Origin of the sequence: Paenibacillus fonticola DSM 21315, assembly GCF_000381905.1 — a bacterium.
In the GTDB taxonomy this organism is placed as follows: domain Bacteria; phylum Bacillota; class Bacilli; order Paenibacillales; family Paenibacillaceae; genus Fontibacillus; species Fontibacillus fonticola.
In genome coordinates this window covers 97389-118163 of the sequence record NZ_KB907261.1, presented here as the reverse complement: position 1 = coordinate 118163, position 20775 = coordinate 97389, and the positions used below count along the sequence as shown (strand labels likewise).

18 protein-coding genes are annotated in these 20775 nt (G+C 43.7%); 11 read left to right on the top strand and 7 right to left on the bottom strand.

Annotation, left to right across the window (positions count from 1 at the left end):
- Positions 1-151 precede the first annotated feature (151 nt).
- Together G358_RS0117580 and G358_RS0117575 are read right to left on the bottom strand one after the other, a co-directional pair.
- Complete coding sequence (locus tag G358_RS0117580) at positions 152-1132, bottom strand: NAD-dependent epimerase/dehydratase family protein (RefSeq protein WP_019638556.1); 981 nt, start codon at positions 1130-1132, stop codon at positions 152-154.
- A gap of 29 nt (positions 1133-1161) precedes the next feature.
- Entirely contained in the window at positions 1162-2439 is a 1278-nt protein-coding gene (locus G358_RS0117575; protein ID WP_019638555.1) for a nucleotide sugar dehydrogenase, read from the bottom strand.
- A gap of 369 nt (positions 2440-2808) precedes the next feature.
- Here G358_RS0117575 and G358_RS31810 point away from each other — a divergent pair, with 369 nt between their 5' ends.
- The 5 genes from G358_RS31810 (at position 2809) to G358_RS0117535 (ending at position 8876) form a co-directional block, all read left to right on the top strand.
- Entirely contained in the window at positions 2809-3339 is a 531-nt protein-coding gene (locus G358_RS31810; RefSeq protein ID WP_019638554.1) for a glycosyltransferase, read from the top strand.
- Between the two features lie 179 nt (positions 3340-3518).
- Positions 3519-4346: a hypothetical protein gene (locus tag G358_RS0117560; protein WP_019638553.1), complete on the top strand. Its 828-nt coding sequence runs from the start codon at positions 3519-3521 to the stop codon at positions 4344-4346.
- 601 nt (positions 4347-4947) lie between these two features.
- A complete protein-coding gene (locus G358_RS30360) occupies positions 4948-6525 on the top strand; it encodes a glycosyltransferase (protein WP_084662821.1) in 1578 nt (525 codons plus the stop codon).
- A gap of 283 nt (positions 6526-6808) precedes the next feature.
- Entirely contained in the window at positions 6809-7012 is a 204-nt protein-coding gene (locus tag G358_RS0117545) for an FG-GAP repeat protein (RefSeq protein WP_019638550.1), read from the top strand.
- A gap of 709 nt (positions 7013-7721) precedes the next feature.
- The gene (locus tag G358_RS0117535) at positions 7722-8876 is read left to right on the top strand and encodes a YhcN/YlaJ family sporulation lipoprotein (RefSeq protein WP_019638548.1); all 1155 of its coding nucleotides are present in this window, start codon (positions 7722-7724) and stop codon (positions 8874-8876) included.
- 169 nt (positions 8877-9045) lie between these two features.
- Here G358_RS0117535 and nagA read toward each other — a convergent pair whose 3' ends face one another.
- From nagA to G358_RS0117520, 3 genes are read right to left on the bottom strand one after another with little or no spacing between them, the layout of a single operon-like run.
- Positions 9046-10230, bottom strand: a complete 1185-nt coding sequence (nagA, locus tag G358_RS0117530; RefSeq protein WP_019638547.1) for an N-acetylglucosamine-6-phosphate deacetylase — start codon at positions 10228-10230, stop codon at positions 9046-9048.
- Positions 10231-10232: 2 nt separating this feature from the next.
- Positions 10233-10961, bottom strand: coding sequence for a glucosamine-6-phosphate deaminase (gene nagB / locus G358_RS0117525; RefSeq protein ID WP_026342324.1), 729 nt, complete (start codon positions 10959-10961; stop codon positions 10233-10235).
- A 5-nt stretch (positions 10962-10966) separates the two neighbouring features.
- Positions 10967-11827, bottom strand: a complete 861-nt coding sequence (locus G358_RS0117520; protein WP_033404178.1) for a MurR/RpiR family transcriptional regulator — start codon at positions 11825-11827, stop codon at positions 10967-10969.
- Between the two features lie 301 nt (positions 11828-12128).
- On the opposite strand from G358_RS0117520, the gene G358_RS0117515 reads away from it, so the two are divergent.
- From G358_RS0117515 to G358_RS30355, 3 genes are all read left to right on the top strand, one after another.
- Positions 12129-12584: a MarR family winged helix-turn-helix transcriptional regulator gene (locus G358_RS0117515; RefSeq protein ID WP_019638544.1), complete on the top strand. Its 456-nt coding sequence runs from the start codon at positions 12129-12131 to the stop codon at positions 12582-12584.
- Positions 12585-12852: 268 nt separating this feature from the next.
- A complete protein-coding gene (gene glpK / locus G358_RS0117510; protein WP_019638543.1) occupies positions 12853-14343 on the top strand; it encodes a glycerol kinase GlpK in 1491 nt (496 codons plus the stop codon).
- Positions 14344-14475: 132 nt separating this feature from the next.
- Complete coding sequence (locus tag G358_RS30355) at positions 14476-14670, top strand: LuxR C-terminal-related transcriptional regulator (protein WP_019638542.1); 195 nt, start codon at positions 14476-14478, stop codon at positions 14668-14670.
- Positions 14671-14949: 279 nt separating this feature from the next.
- Here the strand turns inward: G358_RS30355 and G358_RS0117500 are convergent, their stop codons facing one another.
- Positions 14950-16686: an ATP-binding protein gene (locus G358_RS0117500; protein WP_019638541.1), complete on the bottom strand. Its 1737-nt coding sequence runs from the start codon at positions 16684-16686 to the stop codon at positions 14950-14952.
- On the bottom strand, positions 16661-17773 hold the full coding sequence (locus G358_RS0117495) for an SIR2 family protein (protein WP_019638540.1): 1113 nt from the start codon (positions 17771-17773) through the stop codon (positions 16661-16663). Before G358_RS0117495 ends, G358_RS0117500 begins: the two co-directional genes overlap by 26 nt.
- A 288-nt stretch (positions 17774-18061) precedes the next feature.
- Here G358_RS0117495 and G358_RS0117490 point away from each other — a divergent pair, with 288 nt between their 5' ends.
- Genes G358_RS0117490 through G358_RS0117480 form a run of 3 tightly spaced genes read left to right on the top strand, consistent with a single transcriptional unit; the run spans position 18062 to position 20644 of the window.
- A complete protein-coding gene (locus G358_RS0117490; RefSeq protein WP_019638539.1) occupies positions 18062-18817 on the top strand; it encodes an ABC-three component system protein in 756 nt (251 codons plus the stop codon).
- Positions 18814-19053 carry an ABC-three component system middle component 7 gene (locus tag G358_RS0117485; protein ID WP_019638538.1) on the top strand — a complete coding sequence of 80 codons (240 nt, stop codon included), beginning with the start codon at positions 18814-18816 and terminating at the stop codon, positions 19051-19053. The genes G358_RS0117490 and G358_RS0117485 overlap by 4 nt, the downstream gene beginning before the upstream one ends.
- Positions 19031-20644: a DUF2326 domain-containing protein gene (locus tag G358_RS0117480; protein ID WP_019638537.1), complete on the top strand. Its 1614-nt coding sequence runs from the start codon at positions 19031-19033 to the stop codon at positions 20642-20644. Before G358_RS0117485 ends, G358_RS0117480 begins: the two co-directional genes overlap by 23 nt.
- Positions 20645-20775: the final 131 nt, after the last annotated feature.

Here is a 20775-nt window from a genome sequence, read left to right as displayed (position 1 = left end):
TCCTTCGGGGTCAGCTCTCTCTTTAATCTATATAAGTTGAAACAATTGAAATGGATGTGGGGCAAGTACGTAAAACGTTCCTACGATCGCTGTTGCGCCCAGATTTTCTAAAATGATATAGGTTTATAACAGGCTTAAAGACGGTAGATTTTCATGATAATCTACCGTCTTTAAGCTGATGTTTGTACCAATCAATAGATATTTTCAGCCCCTCGTCAAGAGAGACGACCGGTTCGTAATGAAGAATCCGCCGACCCTTGGAAATATCTGGGACACGAGCGGGCATATCCTCATAACCGGCCCCATAGGCTTTTGAGTATGGGACATAAACGATAGGAGAGGAGGATGCGGATAGTTCACGGATTTTATGGGCCAGGCCGAGAATCGTAATCGGATGTTCTGAACCAATATTAAAGGCCTGCCCATTTGCCTGTTCATTCATCGCCGCGATCGTGCCGTCAACCGAATCCCCGACAAATGTGAAGCAGCGCACTTGGCTTCCGTCACTGTGTATTTCAAGCGGTTGATTGAGCAGAGCAGCCTTGATGAAGCGTGACACAACCCCGCCGTATTGGGATGATGTTTGCCTTGGTCCATATGCATTGAAATAACGTACAATAGATACCGGGAGGCCTTTCTCCGCATAGGCGAAGCACAAATGCTCGTCGATCGCTTTGGCCGTTGCATAGCACCAGCGATGAATCGATGGGGCACCGAGTACCCGTTCTGAATCCTCCCTGAAAGGAAGCTTGGTATTGCGCCCGTATATTTCAGACGTGGAGGAGAATACGACTTTGACATGGTGTTGGTGGGCCAGTTCCAGAATGTTGCGCGTACCATCGATATTGCCTTCAATGACTTTGAGAGGATTCTCCACTGTATTTTTCACACCCAGCACGGCGGCTAAATGGAATACAACCTCGCAGCGCTCAATTAACCCTCGCAATAAATATTTATCTGTCACCGAGCCATGTATAATAGAATGCCGGTTGTTCTCGGTTATTTCGCTCAAAAATTGCATGCGTCCAGTAGACATATCGTCCAGGGACCAAACGAAATGCCCCATTTTCAGCAGCTTCTCTACAAGATGAGAACCTATGAATCCGGCTCCACCTGTAACTAGAATGTTCATGGGAAAACCACCTCACCCCAAATTAGAGTTTAGATCACAATGACATTGTCGCGGCGCTTGGCCTGCTTCGTTGCATTTCGGGTATCGATAATCAGCCCGGCGATTGCGGTCAGGGAATCATAGGGAATGGACGAATGATCGGTCAGAATAAGCACGCAGTCGTGCTGCTGAATGTTCCGTTTAGTGAGCGGAATACCTTCGATTTGCCGTTCTGCTATTTGGATCTGCGGTATAAAGGGATCGTGGAAGTTGATCTTGATTCCTAGATTCAGCAATTTTTCAATGATCGTCAGGGAGGGGGATTCTCGAAGATCATTCAAGTCCTTCTTGTAAGTAACACCGAGAACCAGAACACTGCTGTCCCGCAAAGGCTTCGATTTGACAAGAGATTGACTGACTCTCTCTACGATATAATCCGGCATAGATTTATTTACTTCATGAGCAAGCTGTATAAATTGCAGGTCACTGCCATATTGTCTAGCCTTCCATTGCAAATAGAGAGGATCTGCAGGGATGCAATGGCCTCCGATCCCGGGTCCGGGATAATAGGAAGTGAAGCCGTACGGCTTCGTGCTTGCTGCATCGATAGCTTCCCATAGATCGATGTCCATTTTCTCGCACAGAATTGCTAGTTCATTCATGAAAGAGATGTTCACGAGACGCTGACAGTTTTCCAGCAACTTCGTGAATTCGGCAACACGTGGTGAGGAGACGACGACGATTCGGCGGAAAATACTTTCATATACGCTTTTGGCAAGGGCTGTACACGCTTCGGAAACTCCGCTAAGAACTTTCGGTATATTTTGCAGGGGGAGGTGTTTGGGGCCGGGGTCGATTCTCTCAGGCGAATAAGCGAGAAATATATCCTTACCGACAGCAAGTCCGGTCGATTCCAGCATAGGCTTCAATTCTTCCTCAGTCGTACCCGGATAGGTAGAGCTCTCCAGTACGATCAAATGTCCTTTCTGTACATACGGCAGCATATGGGTGATGGCCTTCTTGATATAAGTCAGGTCGGGATTGCTATTGCCGTCTAATGGGGTAGGGACGCATATTATAATCGCCTTCGTCTTGCCTGCCTCGGAGAAGGAATCGCTAACATGGAAGCGGCCATCCGCGAACAGGGCTCGAATCTCTTTACTAGAAAAATCGGATAAATAGCTTTGACGGTTTTCCAGCTTGAGAATCTTGCTGGAATCTACATCGATGCCATAAACTGTATGTCCCTGGCTTAGGAATAGTCCGGCTAACGGGAGCCCCACGTACCCTAGTCCAATGATGGCTATGCTGGCTTTATCATGATCCATTTGTCTCACTCCTTTTCTATTGTTTGTATATGCTATTCAGCTAGTCTTTCATTGGTATAGATCATAGAACCAGCCATAGAAAAAATAGTAGGGTATCCTGCAGGAGATTTAGAGAAATAAACGATTATCAATTGTTTAATCTACTGAGAGATAAGGTAGTTGATTGGATAGAAGACAAGTCTATAAAGAGCTTCCAATGTGAAATAGTTAGATGTCCCTGACGGTTTACTGGGGCAATACATAGAATAAGATGAGTTCCTAGAAGGAAGGACGGGGAAAATGAACATACTGCTGACCTCCTATTTTTATTTGCCGCATGTCGGCGGAGTGTCTACTTACGTGGATGCCTTGAAGCAAGAACTGTAGCGAATGGGACATTCCGTCGGTATTTTTGCGCATCTCCCTGATATGCAAAATTATTACATGCCAAACAATGGACGAAAGCTGGAGAAGGCTAAAGTAAAGGATCCTATTTATGAGAAAATTTACGGTTATTACGAGCGGGAAATGAGGCATGTGGATCCATGGATCAGATGGAGAGATATCGAGAGATATTGTTTTGAGGTCGCTGCCACTGCTTTTGGACTGCAACAGTATGATTTAATCCACACCCAGGATATCGTCTCAACTAGAGCATTATGGCGTGTCAAACCGATTGTTTGCTCCGATGCGGGCGGGATTCCCGAAATGGTATTGCATGGCACTACAGGCATGATGTCTCCCGCAGGAAATAGTGAGGCGATGTACAGCAATCTGCTGCATATTTTGCAGGATGACGCGCTGCGCAGCCGGATTGATGAAACAGCGAGACAATGGGCTATACAGCGCTGGTCACTGCGAACGATGATCGACAAAAAGATGGATGCCTATCAGTCTGCAGTAACACAACGATCTATATAAGATGAACTAAAAAATGGGCTGCAGGCAAGGGAGAGAAATGATCCGACCGGACTTTTACTTCTTATGAACGTATATCATCCAAGAAATTCGGGCGCAATATCGATCGTAGGAACATTTTATGTACTTGCCACACATTCATTTGATTTGTTCAACTTATATACACTAGGGAGGATATAAGTATGTTTACGGGTTATTCTACAAGTCTGCCTCGTCCCGGTAAGCCCTGGGTTAGACAGGGGATGCGTATCGTACAGTCTGAGAGTACCAATTCGAACAAAGGGCTGGTGTCCGAGAAGAAAGCAGTAAAGAAAACAGTGAAGAAAGCAGTAAATAGACAAGGCCTGAAACAATCAAAGCCAATACTCACGCAAAAGCGCACAAGAATGATTTTGCAAAAAAGAGCGTCCCGGCGCCGTAAATATTATTTTATAAGAAGAAAAGCTCACAGCCGTAAACGTTTATTAATCAGAAGGAGCAGATTGCGGCATCATCCTAACAAAAGAAGATTTGCTGCTTCTTCCCCTCGCCGACAGGGGAGACAGCTTAGAACTCAATTGATTCACCCGCCAACAAGCCAGTCAGTCAATCCCAACCTAGCTGCTCCATTATCCCCGCCCCTTTGGGCCGCTCCAGAGAACACAGTCCATCTCCCCGTTGGTTTTGCAGGGAATCCTGCAGATCAGTTGACTCCGCAATCCGTTGCCGTGCTTTCTCCACCGGGTGACCCTATATTATTATATCCAGGAAACTCAGTACCGGTTGTCGAGCCATTGACGCCTGTGCCTATTGAACTTCTTCATCCTGGTCCTGGGAAAGCCGTTTCCGTATCCCCTGAGCAGCCTGAAACTTTGGAAAATGCTGTTCCAGCGCAAATTCCCCCTTTCGAGAACGCGTTCCCATTTGAAATGTATCCTGATCCTGCCTTCATTCAAATATTGTCATCGGAGAACGGTATTGAAGCGGTTAGTTCCGAAGCAGGCATGGCCGAAACGGATGAATCCGTTTGAACTGTTCTTCCGGCCAATGCGACCTCCTCGTTGGCCGGACAAATTACGGTCGAGCCAGTCTGAGCTTATGAACGATCATTTAAGAGCAAACGGCAGCTTCTTTATAGGGAGGCTGTCTTTTGCTGTTGAATGAATTTAATATAAATGATCGGATGTCCATACCATTCTATTTTACGGAATATACTGTCTATCGTAACCGTTGATATTGCAAGCAAGATTCTAATATTAGTATAAGGAGTTGGATTTAGAATGAGCCAGAACAGAAATAAGCCAGCACTATCTTCCGATTGCTGAGGACGATATTGTCGAGTATGTCCCTGAATATATTTCGGAATACAATGATGATGAGCTGACGGATGAATATGACGACCAGCTTGGTGGAGATGCAGTTAAGGATGAGGATAAGCTTTAATAGGGCTCCTGAAGCTGAACTAAATATGCAACTCTCTTAACCACGAGACGATTGTCTAGTGGTTTTCTCTTTTTATGCAGGAAAATAAGCCAAGCGCATAAAGCAAATCAATTGGCAGCGAATATATTGCTAATATATTCAAAGATTTACTGTCTATGAATTGAGCAGCAGAGTGGGGTGAGACGTTTCATGAGAATATTGCTAGTTACGTACTGGTCCTACCCGCACATTGGTGGTGTTTCAACACACCTGAACATTGTTCGCTCACGCTTGGAAGAAATGGGCCATGAGGTAGATGTGCTTGCTCAGCATCCTAACCTGACTAAGTATTACTTCGTACAAAGCGGTGTTTCCATTCATAAACAGTCCTATCTAAAAACAGCAGAGTCTGCCGTGAAGCTAATTTTCAAACGGGGCGGGATTGAACCTACCCCATGGATTTTATGGAGAGAGACCGAGAAGTACGCTTTTGAATTAGTTTGTAATGAAATTCCATTGGAAGACTATGATTTAATCCATGCACAGGATATTATCTCTTCCTATGTTTGCCGTAAAGCCAAGCCACCGCACGTTCCGCTTGTAACTTCGATTCATAGCTGTCAGGCTACGGAATGGATCGCTAACAACGAGATTCAGGTTCGCTCCAGGCTGGAGCGGGATTACTTGTCGCTCGAGGAATATTTCGGCTCGATGTCGCCCGACTGCCTGATTGTGCCAAGCCGCTGGCTCTCGGCAAACCTGTCCTATTTTCACGTGAACCATCCTAGTGAAAGTATAATCCCTTATGGTCTTAATCAGAAAGCATACCGAGATCTGCTAAAAGAATCCGAGACGAAAGCAAGTTTAGATGAGGCAGTTCAAAAAAATATCGACAAAAGGAAGACAGTTATCGCTTGCCCGGCACGATTTGTAGTGATCAAGGGACAAACTTATCTGCTGCAAGCGATGAGAAAGCTCGCAGATGTTACGGAGAATGTCGTCTGCTGGTTGATCGGCGATGGCGTGATGCGGAGGGAACTGGAGCAGCAGGTAAATAACTTAGGACTTGGAAATCACGTTTTTCTTTTGGGAAATCGGGACGACGTTCCCCAGCTGCTCTCTCAGGCGGACATTGTAGTTTTTCCTTCCCTGCAGGATAATCTCCCCTATTCCATTATTGAAGCACAGAGCCTTGGCAAACCCGTGGTAGCTTCCAGAACAGGCGGCATTGTAGAGATGATTGAGGAAGGGATCAATGGATTGCTTGCTGAGCCTAGAAATGTACAGGAGCTGTATGAAAAGCTGCTGCTGCTGATCCAGGATGAGGAGCTGCGTGCTGAGCTCTCAAGGGAAGCAAGAAAGCGTGCGCTTGCTGTATGGAACGACATGGTGATGCTTGAGCAGATGCTTCACGTATATGAAAAAGCGGTCACTAAGGGCAGTGAGCCCGTACTTTGGGAGCAAGATTTTATAGCCGCGTTGAAGTACTGCTCCAAAAATTATAAAGGGATAAAGGAAGGCGGGATTATCCATGTAACCAGTTTACTGGGTAAAGTGCTTGATACGGCTAGCAGCCGTCCGGTTTCAAATGCCAATATCCATTTGCTGGATATTTCCGGTGTTGTCCTTCGGTCGATTTCGAGTGATGCAGTCGGCAGGTTCAGGTTTCATGACGTTCAGCCCGGAAATTATGAGCTGGGCTGGTCTGTGCCGATGAGCAGCGGGCTGAGAACTAGGAAAATCGTTGTGAGTACTCTTGAACCATTAGATATTGAAGTGACCGTATAAGGAGGTATGAAATTGAGTAATCGGCTGCCGTTTTATTTGTGGAATCGTTTGGGAGGAGAACGCCAGCACGATCGGTTCGGAGACCTTATTGTCACTGCGATATTAATGGGGATGGGCTTGAGGAGTGGATTATTTCCGCGAGCACCGCAACCGATATTGAGGATGAAGATGGCGTTAATCCGATTCCTCATTATTATAAAGGCAAGGTATATGTATTTTCCCATGACTTGAAGCCTCATTTACATTGAGCGGGGAAAATTAAGGCAATTGTTTCGGCTCATCCTTGGCCGTTGGTGATGTCAATGGGGATGGCATACCGGAAATTATCGTTGCTGCATCCCGGGCCAGTGCTGCGGACAAAATAGAGTGCGGAGTCGTTTATGTATTCTCCGGCCAAAACGGGAAGCTGCATCACAAATGGACGGGAGATGAGGATTACGCCAGGTTTGGCACAGCTATGACGGTATTGAGACTGGAACCGGGATAGCGGTCTTATTTTTGCGATGACTGGAAAGCGGGCCTATGACGAATTCGGGAGAAGCTGGCGGTTCATGATATGGATGGAGATGAAATTGCCGACGTAGTTGTCTGTTCGGGCATGCCCTCGCCTGTATTCATTTGGAAGGAGGGGCGCAAATAGCTGTTGGCGCCATTTCGGGCATGAACCATAATAAATTCATGTCAGGCTGCGTATACTTTCTGATTGAGATGGCCGCACGGGGCTGCTGTTTGATGATGCGAATGAAGAACAGTTGGCAGAGCTGATAAACAGAATGATGATGGATGCGGATTTAAGGCAGTCCATTGCAAAGCAAGCATCCGAATGGGCTCCCGCATATTACTTCATTATGCCAGGAATTGTTGCCCGAAATCCCTTTGTTTTGCTTTAATAATTGTTTTGATTCAAATGTATTTGCCTATCGCCAGCCTTCAGCTCCCCCCACAGCACCCATTATCGCTTGGATCGGCCGTATCAAGGACACTAAAAACTGGAAGGGATTTTTGTAACAGGACATTCTTTAAGATTTTATTATCCCGAGCTGCAGTTATGGATGTTTGAATTTTATGCATATGCTGCAAACCATTTAGTTGGAATAACTATTTACCCGGATATGTTTACCTGTATGCCGATCCCCCTATGAGTGCATCCTAACAGATGTTCATCATACATTACTTTAATGACGGGGGATGACTACATGCGAATTGCCAAAGTCGTTAGCTTATCGTTGTCCGCGACGTTAATCGCCAGTTTGGTTGGAGTGACGGGCTGTGGGCCTAGAACGGACAACAATATGCGGTCACAAAGTTTACGGAATGTGAATCAGCGAAATTATAACGTAAATTCGCTGCGTGACGGTAACCGTAATCTTACTCGCAACCTTGGTGATGGCCAAAGCGAGCGCATCAATTCTTTGAAGTACAGTCCGGCTCTAAGCAATAAAGTATCTCAGCTTAGCGAGGTTCAATCCGCGCATGTTGTCGTTACAGACCGTGATGCTTATGTAGCCGTAACGCTTCACGATCAAAGGCATGGGCGGTCGGTTGGCCAAGGACGAGGGATGACTTCAAACTATGGAACGACGAGCCATGGTGCTACAAACATCATGAATACACCAAGCGGTTTAGCAAACTATGGAAGAACTCCCGGTACAGTGAACTACGGGACAACAGGTTATGGAACAGCGAATTATGGAACGGGCTATGGAACAGGTTATGGCTCAGGCTTTGATATGGGGAGCGGGGCAATGAATCCGGGAACCTATGGTAATAATTATGGGCCGCGCGGAACGGGAAATGACGGTTTAGGACGAGGCATTATGGGCAGATCGGGTGTAGCCGGAAGTCTGTTTGATACAACTCGGGGTAACCGAGGGATGACCGGTACCGGCCGAACCGATGGCCTCGGTATGACGACCCGCAATAGAAACACAAACGTTGTGGATGGTACAGGGAATGGATCCGTTGTCGGACTGGGAACGGGAACCGGAGCTGCATTGGTCGATAATGTTCCCCAGACCGTAAAAGATAAAATATCTGCAGCCGTAAAGAAAACAGCGCCTCATATTCGTAATGTGCACGTATCTGGACATCAGGAATTTGTAAACCATGTAAGCAACTATGCGACGCATTCACGCAGCGGAGCAACTTTACAAGGATATGTAACTGACTTTGAACAGCTTGTTAATCGAATTTTTCCTGGCCGTGCCGGAACGATGACTGGACCGAGCGGGTATAGAAACACCAGTGTTCCTAGAGGTACAGGAACAACAGGTACAGGAACGGGGATATCCGGTACTACAGGAACTGGTACGGGTGCCGGAACAGGATTTTCAGGCGGAGTAACCAGGTAAAAAAGTCAGCTTTTCGACAGGTAAAAAGCAGCAGCCAGGAGGAGAATACAAAATCCTAAGCTGCTGCTTTTTCGATAAAACATACAGTTTAAGCTGAATTGAGCTAGTTTCTGTTATTAAGAAACAAGTTATGGGCGAATTGCGCCAGTTTCTTTTTCCCTAAAAACAATCAGGAGTCGAACTTACGCCCCTTCACCCAGGTGGCCTGCAAATTTAATTCCTGATCAACTAGCAGTAAATCAGCTTGCTTCCCTGTCTCAATAGAGCCGGTCAAATGGTCAATGCGGATGAGTTTTGCCGGATTCAAGCTGGCAGCTTCGGAGGCTCTTTCCACCGAAAGACCGACTTCCTTTACTAAATGGCGGAAGCCGCGGATCATCGTTAATGTGCTGCCGGCAAGAGTATTGTCGCTGTCCTTAAGAGTACACACATTATCTTTTACGATTACGGGGAGATCGCCTAGTTTGTATTCGCCGTCCCCAAGCCCCGCTGCCGACATAGCGTCCGTAATCAAGATCAGGTTGCCGCTATTTTTAACTTGGGCGAGCAGACGAATAGCCGCGTGATGGACGTGAATGCCGTCAGCGATAATCTCCGCGCTGATCGCCGGAGTGCTTAGTACAGCACCAGCCGTTCCTGGTTTACGGTGATGAAGCGGAGTCATAGCGTTAAAAGTGTGAACGGCATGATGCAGTCCGACTTCAACGGCTGCTGTAATCTCTTCGTAGGTCGCATCTGTATGTCCTGCTGCTGCGACGATTCCTTCTTTGCGAAGATAGCGGATCAGCTCCAGAGCTCCCTCCCGCTCGGGAGCAAACGTAACCTGTTTGATCAGTCCCGGGTACTTGGTGTTCCAAGCCTCAACCCAAGAGCGGTTTGGCGGCACAATATGCGCGGGGTTTTGAGCCCCCGGCCATTCCGGGCTAATAAATGGCCCCTCCAAATGAACTCCAACCAACTGCGCATATGGCATGTCATTCAGCATATATTCGTGAACTTCCGCCAGCACTTCATCGATGACATCGTATGGCATTGTCATCGTAGTAGCCAGCATGGATGTCGTTCCCTGGCTGCAATGGAGCCTTGTAATCGCATCGAAGGCATCTTTGCCCGGAATGGAGAAATCCTCAAGCATGCCGCCGTGAACATGTACATCGATAAATCCGGGGATCACATAGTTTCCGCCAGCGTCAATCGTTGCAGCAGAAGCCGGAGAATTCGAAGGCAATCCTGATGCTGAGCCCACATAGGCGATAACGCCTTCCTCTACGATCACAGCGCCGTCATGAATGATTCCCCTTGGCGTTACGACCTCGGCGTGTGTAATTTGAAAGCTCCGGTTCTGGCTGGACATCGTTATAACAGCCTCCCGGCGTCCTGATCCACAATAACGACGACATTTGGATGAAGCTGCAGCAAAGAAGCTGGGCATTGCGTCGTGATTGGACCTTTAAGTGCTTTGGCTACAATTTCAGCCTTATCGGCTCCTTTGGCCATTAGTAGAATTTGCTTAGCTTTTAAAATGGAGCCGATCCCCATCGTAATCGCGTGAGTCGGTACTTCGTCAATTGAGCTGAAATAACGCGCATTGGCTTTGCGGGTCACTTCATCCAGCTCCACGACGTGTGTCGTTGCCTTTAACTCTTCAGCAGGCTCATTGAATCCGATATGTCCGTTATGACCGAGGCCGAGAAGCTGTAAATCTATTTGGCCTGCTTGCTCCAAAAGTTCCGTATATTGTTCTGCGGCTTTATGCCCATCGCCGGATACGCCTGATGGCACATGCGTGTTGTTTAAATCTATGTCTACATGATTGAACAGCTTCTCGTTCATAAATCTGCGGTAGCTTTCCGGATGATCCTCCTGCAGGCCAATATATTCATCAAGGTTGTAGCTGCGGGCTTCCTTAAAGCTAACAACCCCTTGTCTATGCAGTTCGATCAGATGTTTGTACACCCCGACAGGAGTGCCCCCGGTTGCTAGGCCTAGCTTGGCACGCGGATTCGTTTGCAGCAGACTGGCAATAATTCCTGCTCCGGTCTCATTGAATTGCTGCTCATTCTCTACTTTAATAATATTGAACATCATTATTAACCTCCTGTAGTCTTGCGATAGATTTGTACGTTCTGATATGAGTTTTTCAGCTTTGGTGTATAATCCGTAAATTCCAGACTTACCATTCCTGTAAATAAAATATCGATCACATGGAGCTGGGCAATTCTTGATGCCATGTCGCCCCGGCGCATACCTTCCTCCAATGACGAGGAGAATAAAGAGATGTCGGCGAGCGATGCAAGGGTGCTGCTCCCATATTGGGTTAAGGATAAGGTAACGGCCCCGCTGTCTTTGGCGCAGCGCAGCGCGTCTATCGTTTCCGGCGTTTCTCCGGAATAGGAGATGGCCAGTGCCGCATCCCCCTCGCTTAAACTGGACGCAGATGTGATTTGCATGTGAGAATCCGCAAAGGCGGTACAATTTTTGCCAATTCGAATGAGTTTCTGGTAAAAATCCTGCGCGATGACCGAGGAGGTGGCGACACCATAGAGATCGATCCGTTTTGCCCGGCAAAGGGTCTCTACCGCTTTTTGCAGCTGGGAAATATCCAGTAGGCGCGTCGTGTCGGTAATCGAAGCAAGATGATTCGCCTCCATCGCCTGCACGATTTTGTGCAGATCATTGCCAGCGATAATATCCTGATAGTGGCTTTCCGATGGTTTATGGGCCAACTCGAAAGCTAGCTTCATTTTTAAATCAGGGAAACCTTTAAAATGAAACGACTTGCAAAATCTTGTCACCGTGGAAGGACTAATTCCGCACTTCTCAGCAAGATCGGTAATGCCCATATGGATTACTGATGCAGGAGCATTCAAAATATGTTCTGCCAGGCGTTTTTCTTGTGGTGGCAAGGTGTTCAGCTGAGTAGACAACGCATGCAGAATAGGAGTAAGAATTTAGGTTCACCTTCTTCCTATAGGAGAATACAGTAAGTAAGAAAATAATTTTTGTTATTTTTGCTTAAATGATGAAAACTATTTTAGTACATAATAAAATATTCCACTTTATAATGCAAGGAGTTTTCTTGGTGCTAATGTGACATTTCTGAAACGATGTTCCTTGTAATTTCAGAGGGCACATAATACACTTATATGTGTTAAAAAACTACGTGTTAAACGATAGCTGCTATGTGCTGCATAGCCGTAGCTGGCTTGAAGTAACCCGTATGTTTGCCCGAAGAGGAGGAATAGGAATAGCGTGGATCCGAATCTTGATCAATATATCGACCGCCTTCAATCGAAATATTCTATGGTTATTAAAAAGCTGCGAAATGAAATCATGCAGCACCGCGAGATACAATTAACAGGGCCGCAGTTTCATATGCTATCGCTCATTGCTAAGGAGCAAAGCTGTAATGTCACTTATTTGGCAGAAGCGCTCGTTGTAAAGCCAAGTGCGATCACAGTCATGATCAATCGCCTTGTTCAGAACGGCTATGTGGAACGCAAGCATGATGAACAGGATCGCCGGGCCGTTTTGTTGTCGATTACTCGGCATGGCAAGGAAGTATACGAGCAAGCCCGCAGGAAATCTAGGGAGGTGCTCGCTTATTATTTTGCTTGCCTGGACGAGCACGAGAAGGAAGTACTGGAGCGGATTATAGTCAAATTTGACAAGGCGGGACGCCTCAAGGTGAAGGAAACGGAATTTTGAAACGGAACATGAGCTGGATGACAGCAGTTGGTTGAGCACCTGAAGGTGCTCTTTTTTTATTCATGCTGCTGCTTGTACTTGTTTTTTACTGTGGTTGTTACTCGTGTTGTTGATGTGCTTGGTAATGCTTTTTCATTTGTAACGTAATCGGCTGTCGAGGTAGAATAAGGTTAATATTACTCTAATTCTGAATTTCTAATTTTGAATATTTGCAATTATGTAATTTACATGCTGCTGAAAAGTAAAGATCGAAGAGTGGAGGATGTTTATGGAACAATATATACTTGCCCTAGACCAGGGAACCACGAGCACGCGGGCAATTCTGTTTAATAAGCAGGGAGAGATAGTGCATCTGGCGCAGCGTGAATTTCCCCAGCATTTTCCGAAACCCGGATGGGTGGAACACAACCCCAATGAAATTTGGGGCTCTACGCTCGCGGTGATTGCTTCCTGCTTATCGGAGTCGGGAGTGAAGCCGGGGCAGGTTGCCGGGATCGGTATAACAAACCAGAGGGAAACGACAATCATTTGGGAGAAGGAGACCGGAAATCATATTTACAATGCCGTTGTGTGGCAATCCCGCCAGACGGCGGATATTTGCGAAGAGCTTAAGGCGGCGGGCCATGACCGGGTATTCCAGCAGAAGACGGGGCTGCTGATCGATCCCTATTTCTCGGGAACGAAAGTGAAGTGGATATTGGATCATGTTGAGGGAGCCAGGGAGCGAGCGGAAAAGGGGGAGCTGCTCTTCGGCACGATTGATTCGTGGCTCATTTGGAAGCTGACAGGCGGGAAGGTGCATGTGACCGACTACTCCAATGCATCACGGACCTTGATGTTTAACATCCATGAGCTGTGCTGGGATGAAGAACTGCTTGGATTGCTCAACGTGCCGAAGGCTATGCTCCCCGAAGTCCGCTCATCCTCAGAGATTTATGGGCAAACGGCATCCTATCATTTTTTCGGACATGAGGTACCGATTGCCGGGGCGGCGGGTGACCAGCAGGCAGCTCTTTTTGGACAAAACTGCTTTGAGCAGGGCATGGTGAAAACGACGTACGGCACAGGCTGTTTCATGCTAATGAATACGGGAACAAAGCCAGTCTCGTCGGAGCATGGACTGATTACATCGATTGCTTGGGGGATTAGCGGAAAGGTTGAATACGCGCTCGAAGGGAGTATCTTTGTATCGGGTTCAGCCATACAATGGCTAAGAGACGGTCTAAGAATGTTCCGGGAAGCCGGGGATAGCGAGAGGTATGCCGAACGCGTCCAGTCCACAGAGGGGGTTTATGTGGTACCTGCTTTTGTCGGTCTGGGCAGCCCTTATTGGGACAGCGACGTTCGAGGCGCTGTATTCGGCCTGACGAGGGGAACGAGTAAAGAGCATTTTATCCGCGCAACCCTGGAATCCTTGGCTTATCAGACAAAGGACATTCTCGTGGCAATGGAAAAGGATTGCGGCTACAAGGTAAATACGATGCGAGTGGACGGGGGAGCGGTCTCGAATACGTTCCTGATGGCGTTCCAAAGCGATATACTCGATGTTCCGGTAGAACGTCCAGCTGTACGGGAAACGACCGCACTAGGTGCAGCCTATCTGGCAGGGCTTGCTGTCGGATATTGGCGGGACCTTGATGAAATTCGCCGTATATGGAGCGTGGAACGGCGATTTGTACCAGCGATGAGTCAGAATGAGCGCAAGGCGTTGTATGATGGCTGGAAAAAGGCGGTTCATGCCGCTATGGCGTTCAAATAGGCGAATGGGCTGCTGAGGCAGCCCATTTTTACTTAGTATCGCACCCTTGCTCTGTTTTTTTCATAATATGTTTTGACTGTATCCCTTAACCTTGTTATACCACAAAACCCGAGCAAGGAGGGGTGACGCATTTTGAAGAGCAGCGATCGTAACAGCAAATTTCTGTTGACTCATCGTGAGCGGGAAGTTTTCGAACTCCTCGTGCAGGATAAAACGACGCGCGACATTGCGGGGCAACTATTTATCAGCGAGAAGACCGTACGTAATCATATTTCCAAGGAGATGTGGTTTGAAACACACCGAAGAGGAAGCCGCGGGAAACGTTGATTTAGTTGGTTTTTTGGAGTGAGCTTGAAATATTTTAATGCGGCAGCCTTAACTAAGTACATCGAAGAGATGTTAGTTACACTGGTGGGGAGAATTTTAGGGGATTGGATGAAATAGGAGATGCAAAAGCAGTTGTCGAGTTATACTTGACAACTGCTTTTAGTTAAAATGCTATAATTTTCTGTGAGCGTGTAAGTTCATACGGTAAACAGTAACTGTTCGGAATTTCCGAATAGTTCAAAATGGAGAATAAAATAAGAATTGCAGCTTTATAAAAAATTACTCTTTAGTACTGTTTTGTCTTCTTAAATTTTGAACTGCCAAATCAAGATTTTGTATTTTAACAGATTCGCTCCATTCGTCCCAGAATTTCACTGAACCTGAATTAGGTTGATACTCTGGTTTTTGAATTTTTATTCTGCTGGGAAGTAAACAGGAATCACCCACAACAATTGCTTCTCCGACTCCAAGCGTTGGAAGTTGATCTTGAATCCCCCCCAGATTTTCTGGAAGCAGGTTTGCTACCGCGCTTTTATCTGATTGATTTGATAACCGAAGAGCGACAACATTATTGCACTGACTCATTACAGTAGTATTTAGTTCAGACGGACGCTGACTAATAATAAGTAAGCTAACTCCATATTTACGTCCTTCTTTTGCAATCCGCTCAAAATGGGCTAATGCGCGCGCTTCTGCTGCATCAGCAGCCAAGCGATTAGGCAAATATAAATGTGCTTCATCACAAACCAGTGCAATGGGGTGTCTTGTCGTACTATCAGACCATTGTTGAACCTGAAAGACTAAACGAGCTACTAAGCTTAAAACAATTGGTAATATATCCGAAGGAACCTCACTAAAATCAATAATTTTTATTCCTTGTGAACTTTCTGTATTTGCTCTCATGAGCTTTTCGACCAAGCTATCTAAATAATTAACTGCAAGTTGCTGTTGGCTTAGTGAGAACAAAAATCCATGCCGTCTATCACTGCGCTTTGATTGGAGTCTAGGCAAAAACCGATTAAACTTACCATTAAATGGACCGTTGACAGGTCCTCTTGAACCCTCAACTTTTTGTTCGTTTAGTTCGGTAATTGCTTTTACAACATCATCCAAACTATAGGGGACAGGACTGTCAATTGTAAACGTATCAAGTTCTTTATACATCTTCTCAGTTTCAAGAACAGATTTTTTGGCATTAATTACAGCATTACTAAAAGCCATAGCTTGATTTGGTGCGTTTTCGTCACTTCTATCTAGAATAAGAGCAAGCATATCTTCATAACCGAGCAACCAATACGGGAGAAAAAGAACATCTTCTTTCGGATTATCCAAATCTCCTGGTCCAGCAATTCGATATCGTGTGATATTAGGATGCTTAGCTAAAGGCTCATACTCTCCATGCAAATCAAATACAATCATATTAGAATTTTTAAGACCCGCGACTTGCTCAATTATCTTTGCTACAGTCCATGATTTTCCTGATCCTGTGGAGCCGACAACCATGGCGTGTCTTTGAAAAAAAGCATTTCCATCTAGTAATGCATGAGCATTAGCAGCCATTGTATATGTACCCAACGACAAAGGGAGTTTTGTTTTAGCAGTTTCGTCAGCGATTAGTCCCGTAAATAAAGTAAGATATTCACTGTACAGCAAATAACATTCTGCCCCGATTTCAGGGAGGTTTTCTACTGCCCTCGTAAATGATGGACTTTCTCTACCGGCGCGAGGTCCTTTCAGGGTGCCTAGAGCATTTATGGTAACATCATTATTAACATTGCTACTATTATCAGACGAATCTTCCTCATTTTCATACTCTAGACGAATGACCCGTTCGATGCGACCAACTAAACGAGTATTAGGATCAGCAGTGTTCAAAATGACATAGCCGTTAACATTAACTTTTCGGAGTTGTTCCTCGTTAGATGTTGAAACATTAACACGATAACTATCAACTTTATTAACATACCCTACGAAGTACTCATTACTAATATTAAATAGATCTAGGCGTTGTTGCATATGATACAGCCCCCCATGCTTGATTTAAAAGTTCGGTTAGCGTCCAATGATTTGGTTCCTCTAGAATAAACGGCTCGAATTTATCACTAATAATCTCACTGTATTGGTCTGCTTTTTGAATTGCAATGAAATTTCTGATAAGTTTCCTTTCAATTAAGACTCTAGCAGTACTTGATAATTCCATTGCCAAGATTATTTTTGGAATAGATTCATTTCGTAATAACGGTTCAAAACTACCTTGAATGTGTAGGTCATTAAACCCAAATCCTAAGAACATCAGGGCGTTACATCCACTTAGAACTTGTCTCATTTCTGAGAACACCGTATTATACGGCTCCATGTGTGTCTCAAGATACTTTCCTGTTCCAGGCGTTACAATTGTTGGTGATAGTTGAACTTGTTCTAATAGCGGTAGCAAATGAGTACTGACTCCAGGCACTTTCATCACATCACCATTAGGAATTTTGAACCAGCTTAGTGAACCATGAGGCTTGTAAACTCGCAAGTGAGGCTGTGTTATATTATTAGGAGTTCGACCGTTCCTTATGGTTCGAATCATTTGCTCATTTAATCTGCTTACAGGAAGCGGAGAACCGATTGAACCTTCGTCAAATCCATCCCACACCTTCCAACCTGCTTTTGAAGCCGACCATTCAATAAGGTGGTCATAATTTGTTGTCACTACATGGAGAATTCTGGTGTTGGACGTCATATATTTGGAAAAGTATCGAACAAAACCAGTAGGATCAGAGTTGGTGGATATATCCAGCAATAGTTTTTGCTCATCAGATGATATGCAACACCAAGTCTGTTGAATTATTTGTTTTAATAACGCATCACTAACAGCTTCTCCAGAATTCTGGAGTACTTCTTCAAGCCCCTTTCCTTTAGTCAACTTTGATTTAATATCTTCCCACACGATTTGTTCTTGGATGTTCAGTTTATCTGGGTTTACATGTTTAGTTAAAAATTCAGCTAACTTCCACATGCCAGAAATTCCAGCACCTGCAGAGGTCCCACTTCCAACTACAAGCACAGGATTTAATTTGAATGTTTCTTCAATAAATTCTGAATATTTGTCTCTCATAGAGATTTCCCCTTAAAGTTCGCCAATAAATTTAAGTTGGTTGCATCCATAAGTTACTTGTTTCGACAGCGTTCCTGGAAAAACCTGCTGCTGTATAAGAAGTATTCTAAAAATGGAATTTCGTTTATAACACTCGATGATTCGGTGAATATTTTTTCTGCTCTTGACTCAACGTGCAGAACTTTCTGCAAGATATGGAGGAATAATATGGATACATGTCGAATGACTCTACATGATTCGACTATCATTTATTTAGTAATGCTACTGAACTGTAAGTGAGGGTTATATATGCAGGATAATAGACGATTGTTTACCGATAATGAAAAAATGCTTTTATTTAACGAAGTCGATGGTTACTGTCCTATATGTACGGATGGGCTTACTCATAGAAAAAAGGGCAGGATATACAAGTCCTTTGAGGTGGCACATATCTATCCAGCTAATCCGTTACCTAATGAGGTAGATTTGTTGAAATTTGAGGAGAGGTTGTCTGATGATGTTAACGATTTGAAAAATGTAATTGCAGTTTGTTCAAAATGTCACGGTCGTTTTGACAGTCCACGTACTGTTGAAGAGTATAATAAATGGGTAAAACTAAAAAAAGGTCTTTTGCAAGATGCCCAACTCAGAAGTACGTATTACTTGTTCAATATTGAATCAGAAATCGCTGTTGTATTAGAAAAACTGCAAACTATTGACGGGGATATCACCACTCTAAGTTATGAGTCTTTAAAAATCGATGAGAAAACAAATGATTCGCTTCCTTTCATTCTTAAACGAAAAATAAAAAATGACGCAGTTGATTACTTCGATTTTATCAGAAATATATTTGTGACAATGGATCAAGTTACTCCACATAAGTTTGATACACTTGCATCGCAAGTTAAAAGTTTTTATTGGAAGTGCATGCAAACAGATACCAATCAAGAATACATATATAATGCGCTTGTAAAATGGTTAGATGAAAAGACAGACCATTGTTCTAGAAGAGCATGTGAGATAGTGATTGCTTTTTTTGTTCAAGACTGTGAGGTGTTTTCTTGATACTTCCTAATAAGCTAATACCATTTAAAGATAGCGTCATATCAAAATTAGTTTATATATTGGAGATTCTAAGTGTAGCAGATGACAGTGTGGAAAGTCTGTTTGAAAAAACATCTCACAAGTTTGAAGATGTTAACCAATTTATATTAGCTTTAGACGTTTTATTTGCTCTTGAAAAAATAGAAATTGATGAGGAACTGAAGGTGATTCGATATGTTAAAGCAAATCATTTGTGATAAATTTGTTGAACAGCGCGTGGTTTTTCACAAAGGCTTGAATGTTATAGCTGGTGATGGGATTGCCTCAAACTCCATTGGTAAGTCTACAATGCTAATGATTATAGATTTTGTTTTTGGTGGCGATGATTATATCAAGAAAAACCATGATGCTGTCGACAACTTAGGTCATCACGTATTTAAGTTTTCGTTTATTTTTGATGAGGATGAATACTTCTTTTATCGAACTACTTCTGAGTACAAGTTTGTAACAGTATGCGATGAAAATTTTCAGGCTCAAACTAATATTAAAATTGAAGCATATACCAAATTTCTTCAGGAGAAATATAAGTGTCAAATCGAAGAATTATCATTTCGAAATATTGTTGGAAGATACTTCAGAATCTACGGGAAAGAAAATCTAAATGAAAGAAAACCAATCCAATATTTTGAGAAAGAGCGACAAAAGGACTCTGTTGTTGCATTGGTAAAGCTTTTCAATAAATATAGTGAAATTGCTGGATTTGAAAAACAAATTACCAAGTTATCAGAGGAGAAGACTGTCTTAGCTGCAGCTGCAAAAAAAGAATTAATACCTAATATCAGCAAAAGTCTTTTCGGACAAAACGAGAAAAAAATCGAATTGCTTAATGATGAACTGACAAAATTAAAAGAGAGCATAGTCAGCGCTGCATTAGATATTGAAGCACTTGTCTCAAAGGATATTCTTGACCTTAAAAAGAAAAAAAGCAGCTTAGTTACACAAAAGAATATATTTGAGAGTCGTTTGAAAAGAACGTTAACAAACATTGAGAACAAGAATATAAATGCAAGCTCAGAATTGGAACAGCTGATTGAATATTTTCCCAACTTTAATATTGAGCGTGTGATAATGGTTGATAATTTCCACTCATCAATTACTTCCATTTTGAAAGAGGAGCTGAAAAATACTGCAAAAGAGATTAATACGCAATTATCTATACTGAATAATGAAATCGCAGATATTGATAAACTTATCAAAGAAAAACTTAGCATTAAAAATGCGCCTAAGTATACGGTTGAAAAGGTTGTAGAAGTTGCATCAAAAATAAAACAACTTACTGATGAAAATGGATTTTATACAAAGAAGAAAACTATTGAAATTTCGATGAAAACTGCAAAAGAAAACTTGGATATATACAGAGAGGCAATCTTGACTGAAATATGCAATCAAATTAACGTTCAAATGGGTAAATTAAATAAAGAAATTTATTCAGACAACAGACGCGCTCCAGTGTTATCTATTCAAGGGGAGAGATACTCATTTAATACCTTTGGAGATACTGGAACTGGGACTGCTTTTGCCAATTTAATTACTTTTGATATAGCTCTTTTGGAGCTGACATGCTTGCCTGCACTAGTACACGACTTACCTCTCATGAAAAATATTGAGAATAATGCACTCGAAAATATTGTGGAGATTTATAACAAGAGCAACAAACAAATATTTATAGCGATAGATAAAGTGAATTCCTATAAAAAAGAGACAGGGAAGTTAATTTCAGATAGAACCGTTCTACAACTAGCTAAAAATAAAATACTTTTTATTAAAAACTGGAATAAAGACCTATAAGAAACAATCAATTAAATTTGGAAGCCCTATACCCCATCAGCGGATATAGGGTGTTTTTCTGCTTTTACGTCTAAGTGCAGAAGTTTTTGTGAATAATAAAAGGGAATCATAAAGCAATCTCGAATATTTTT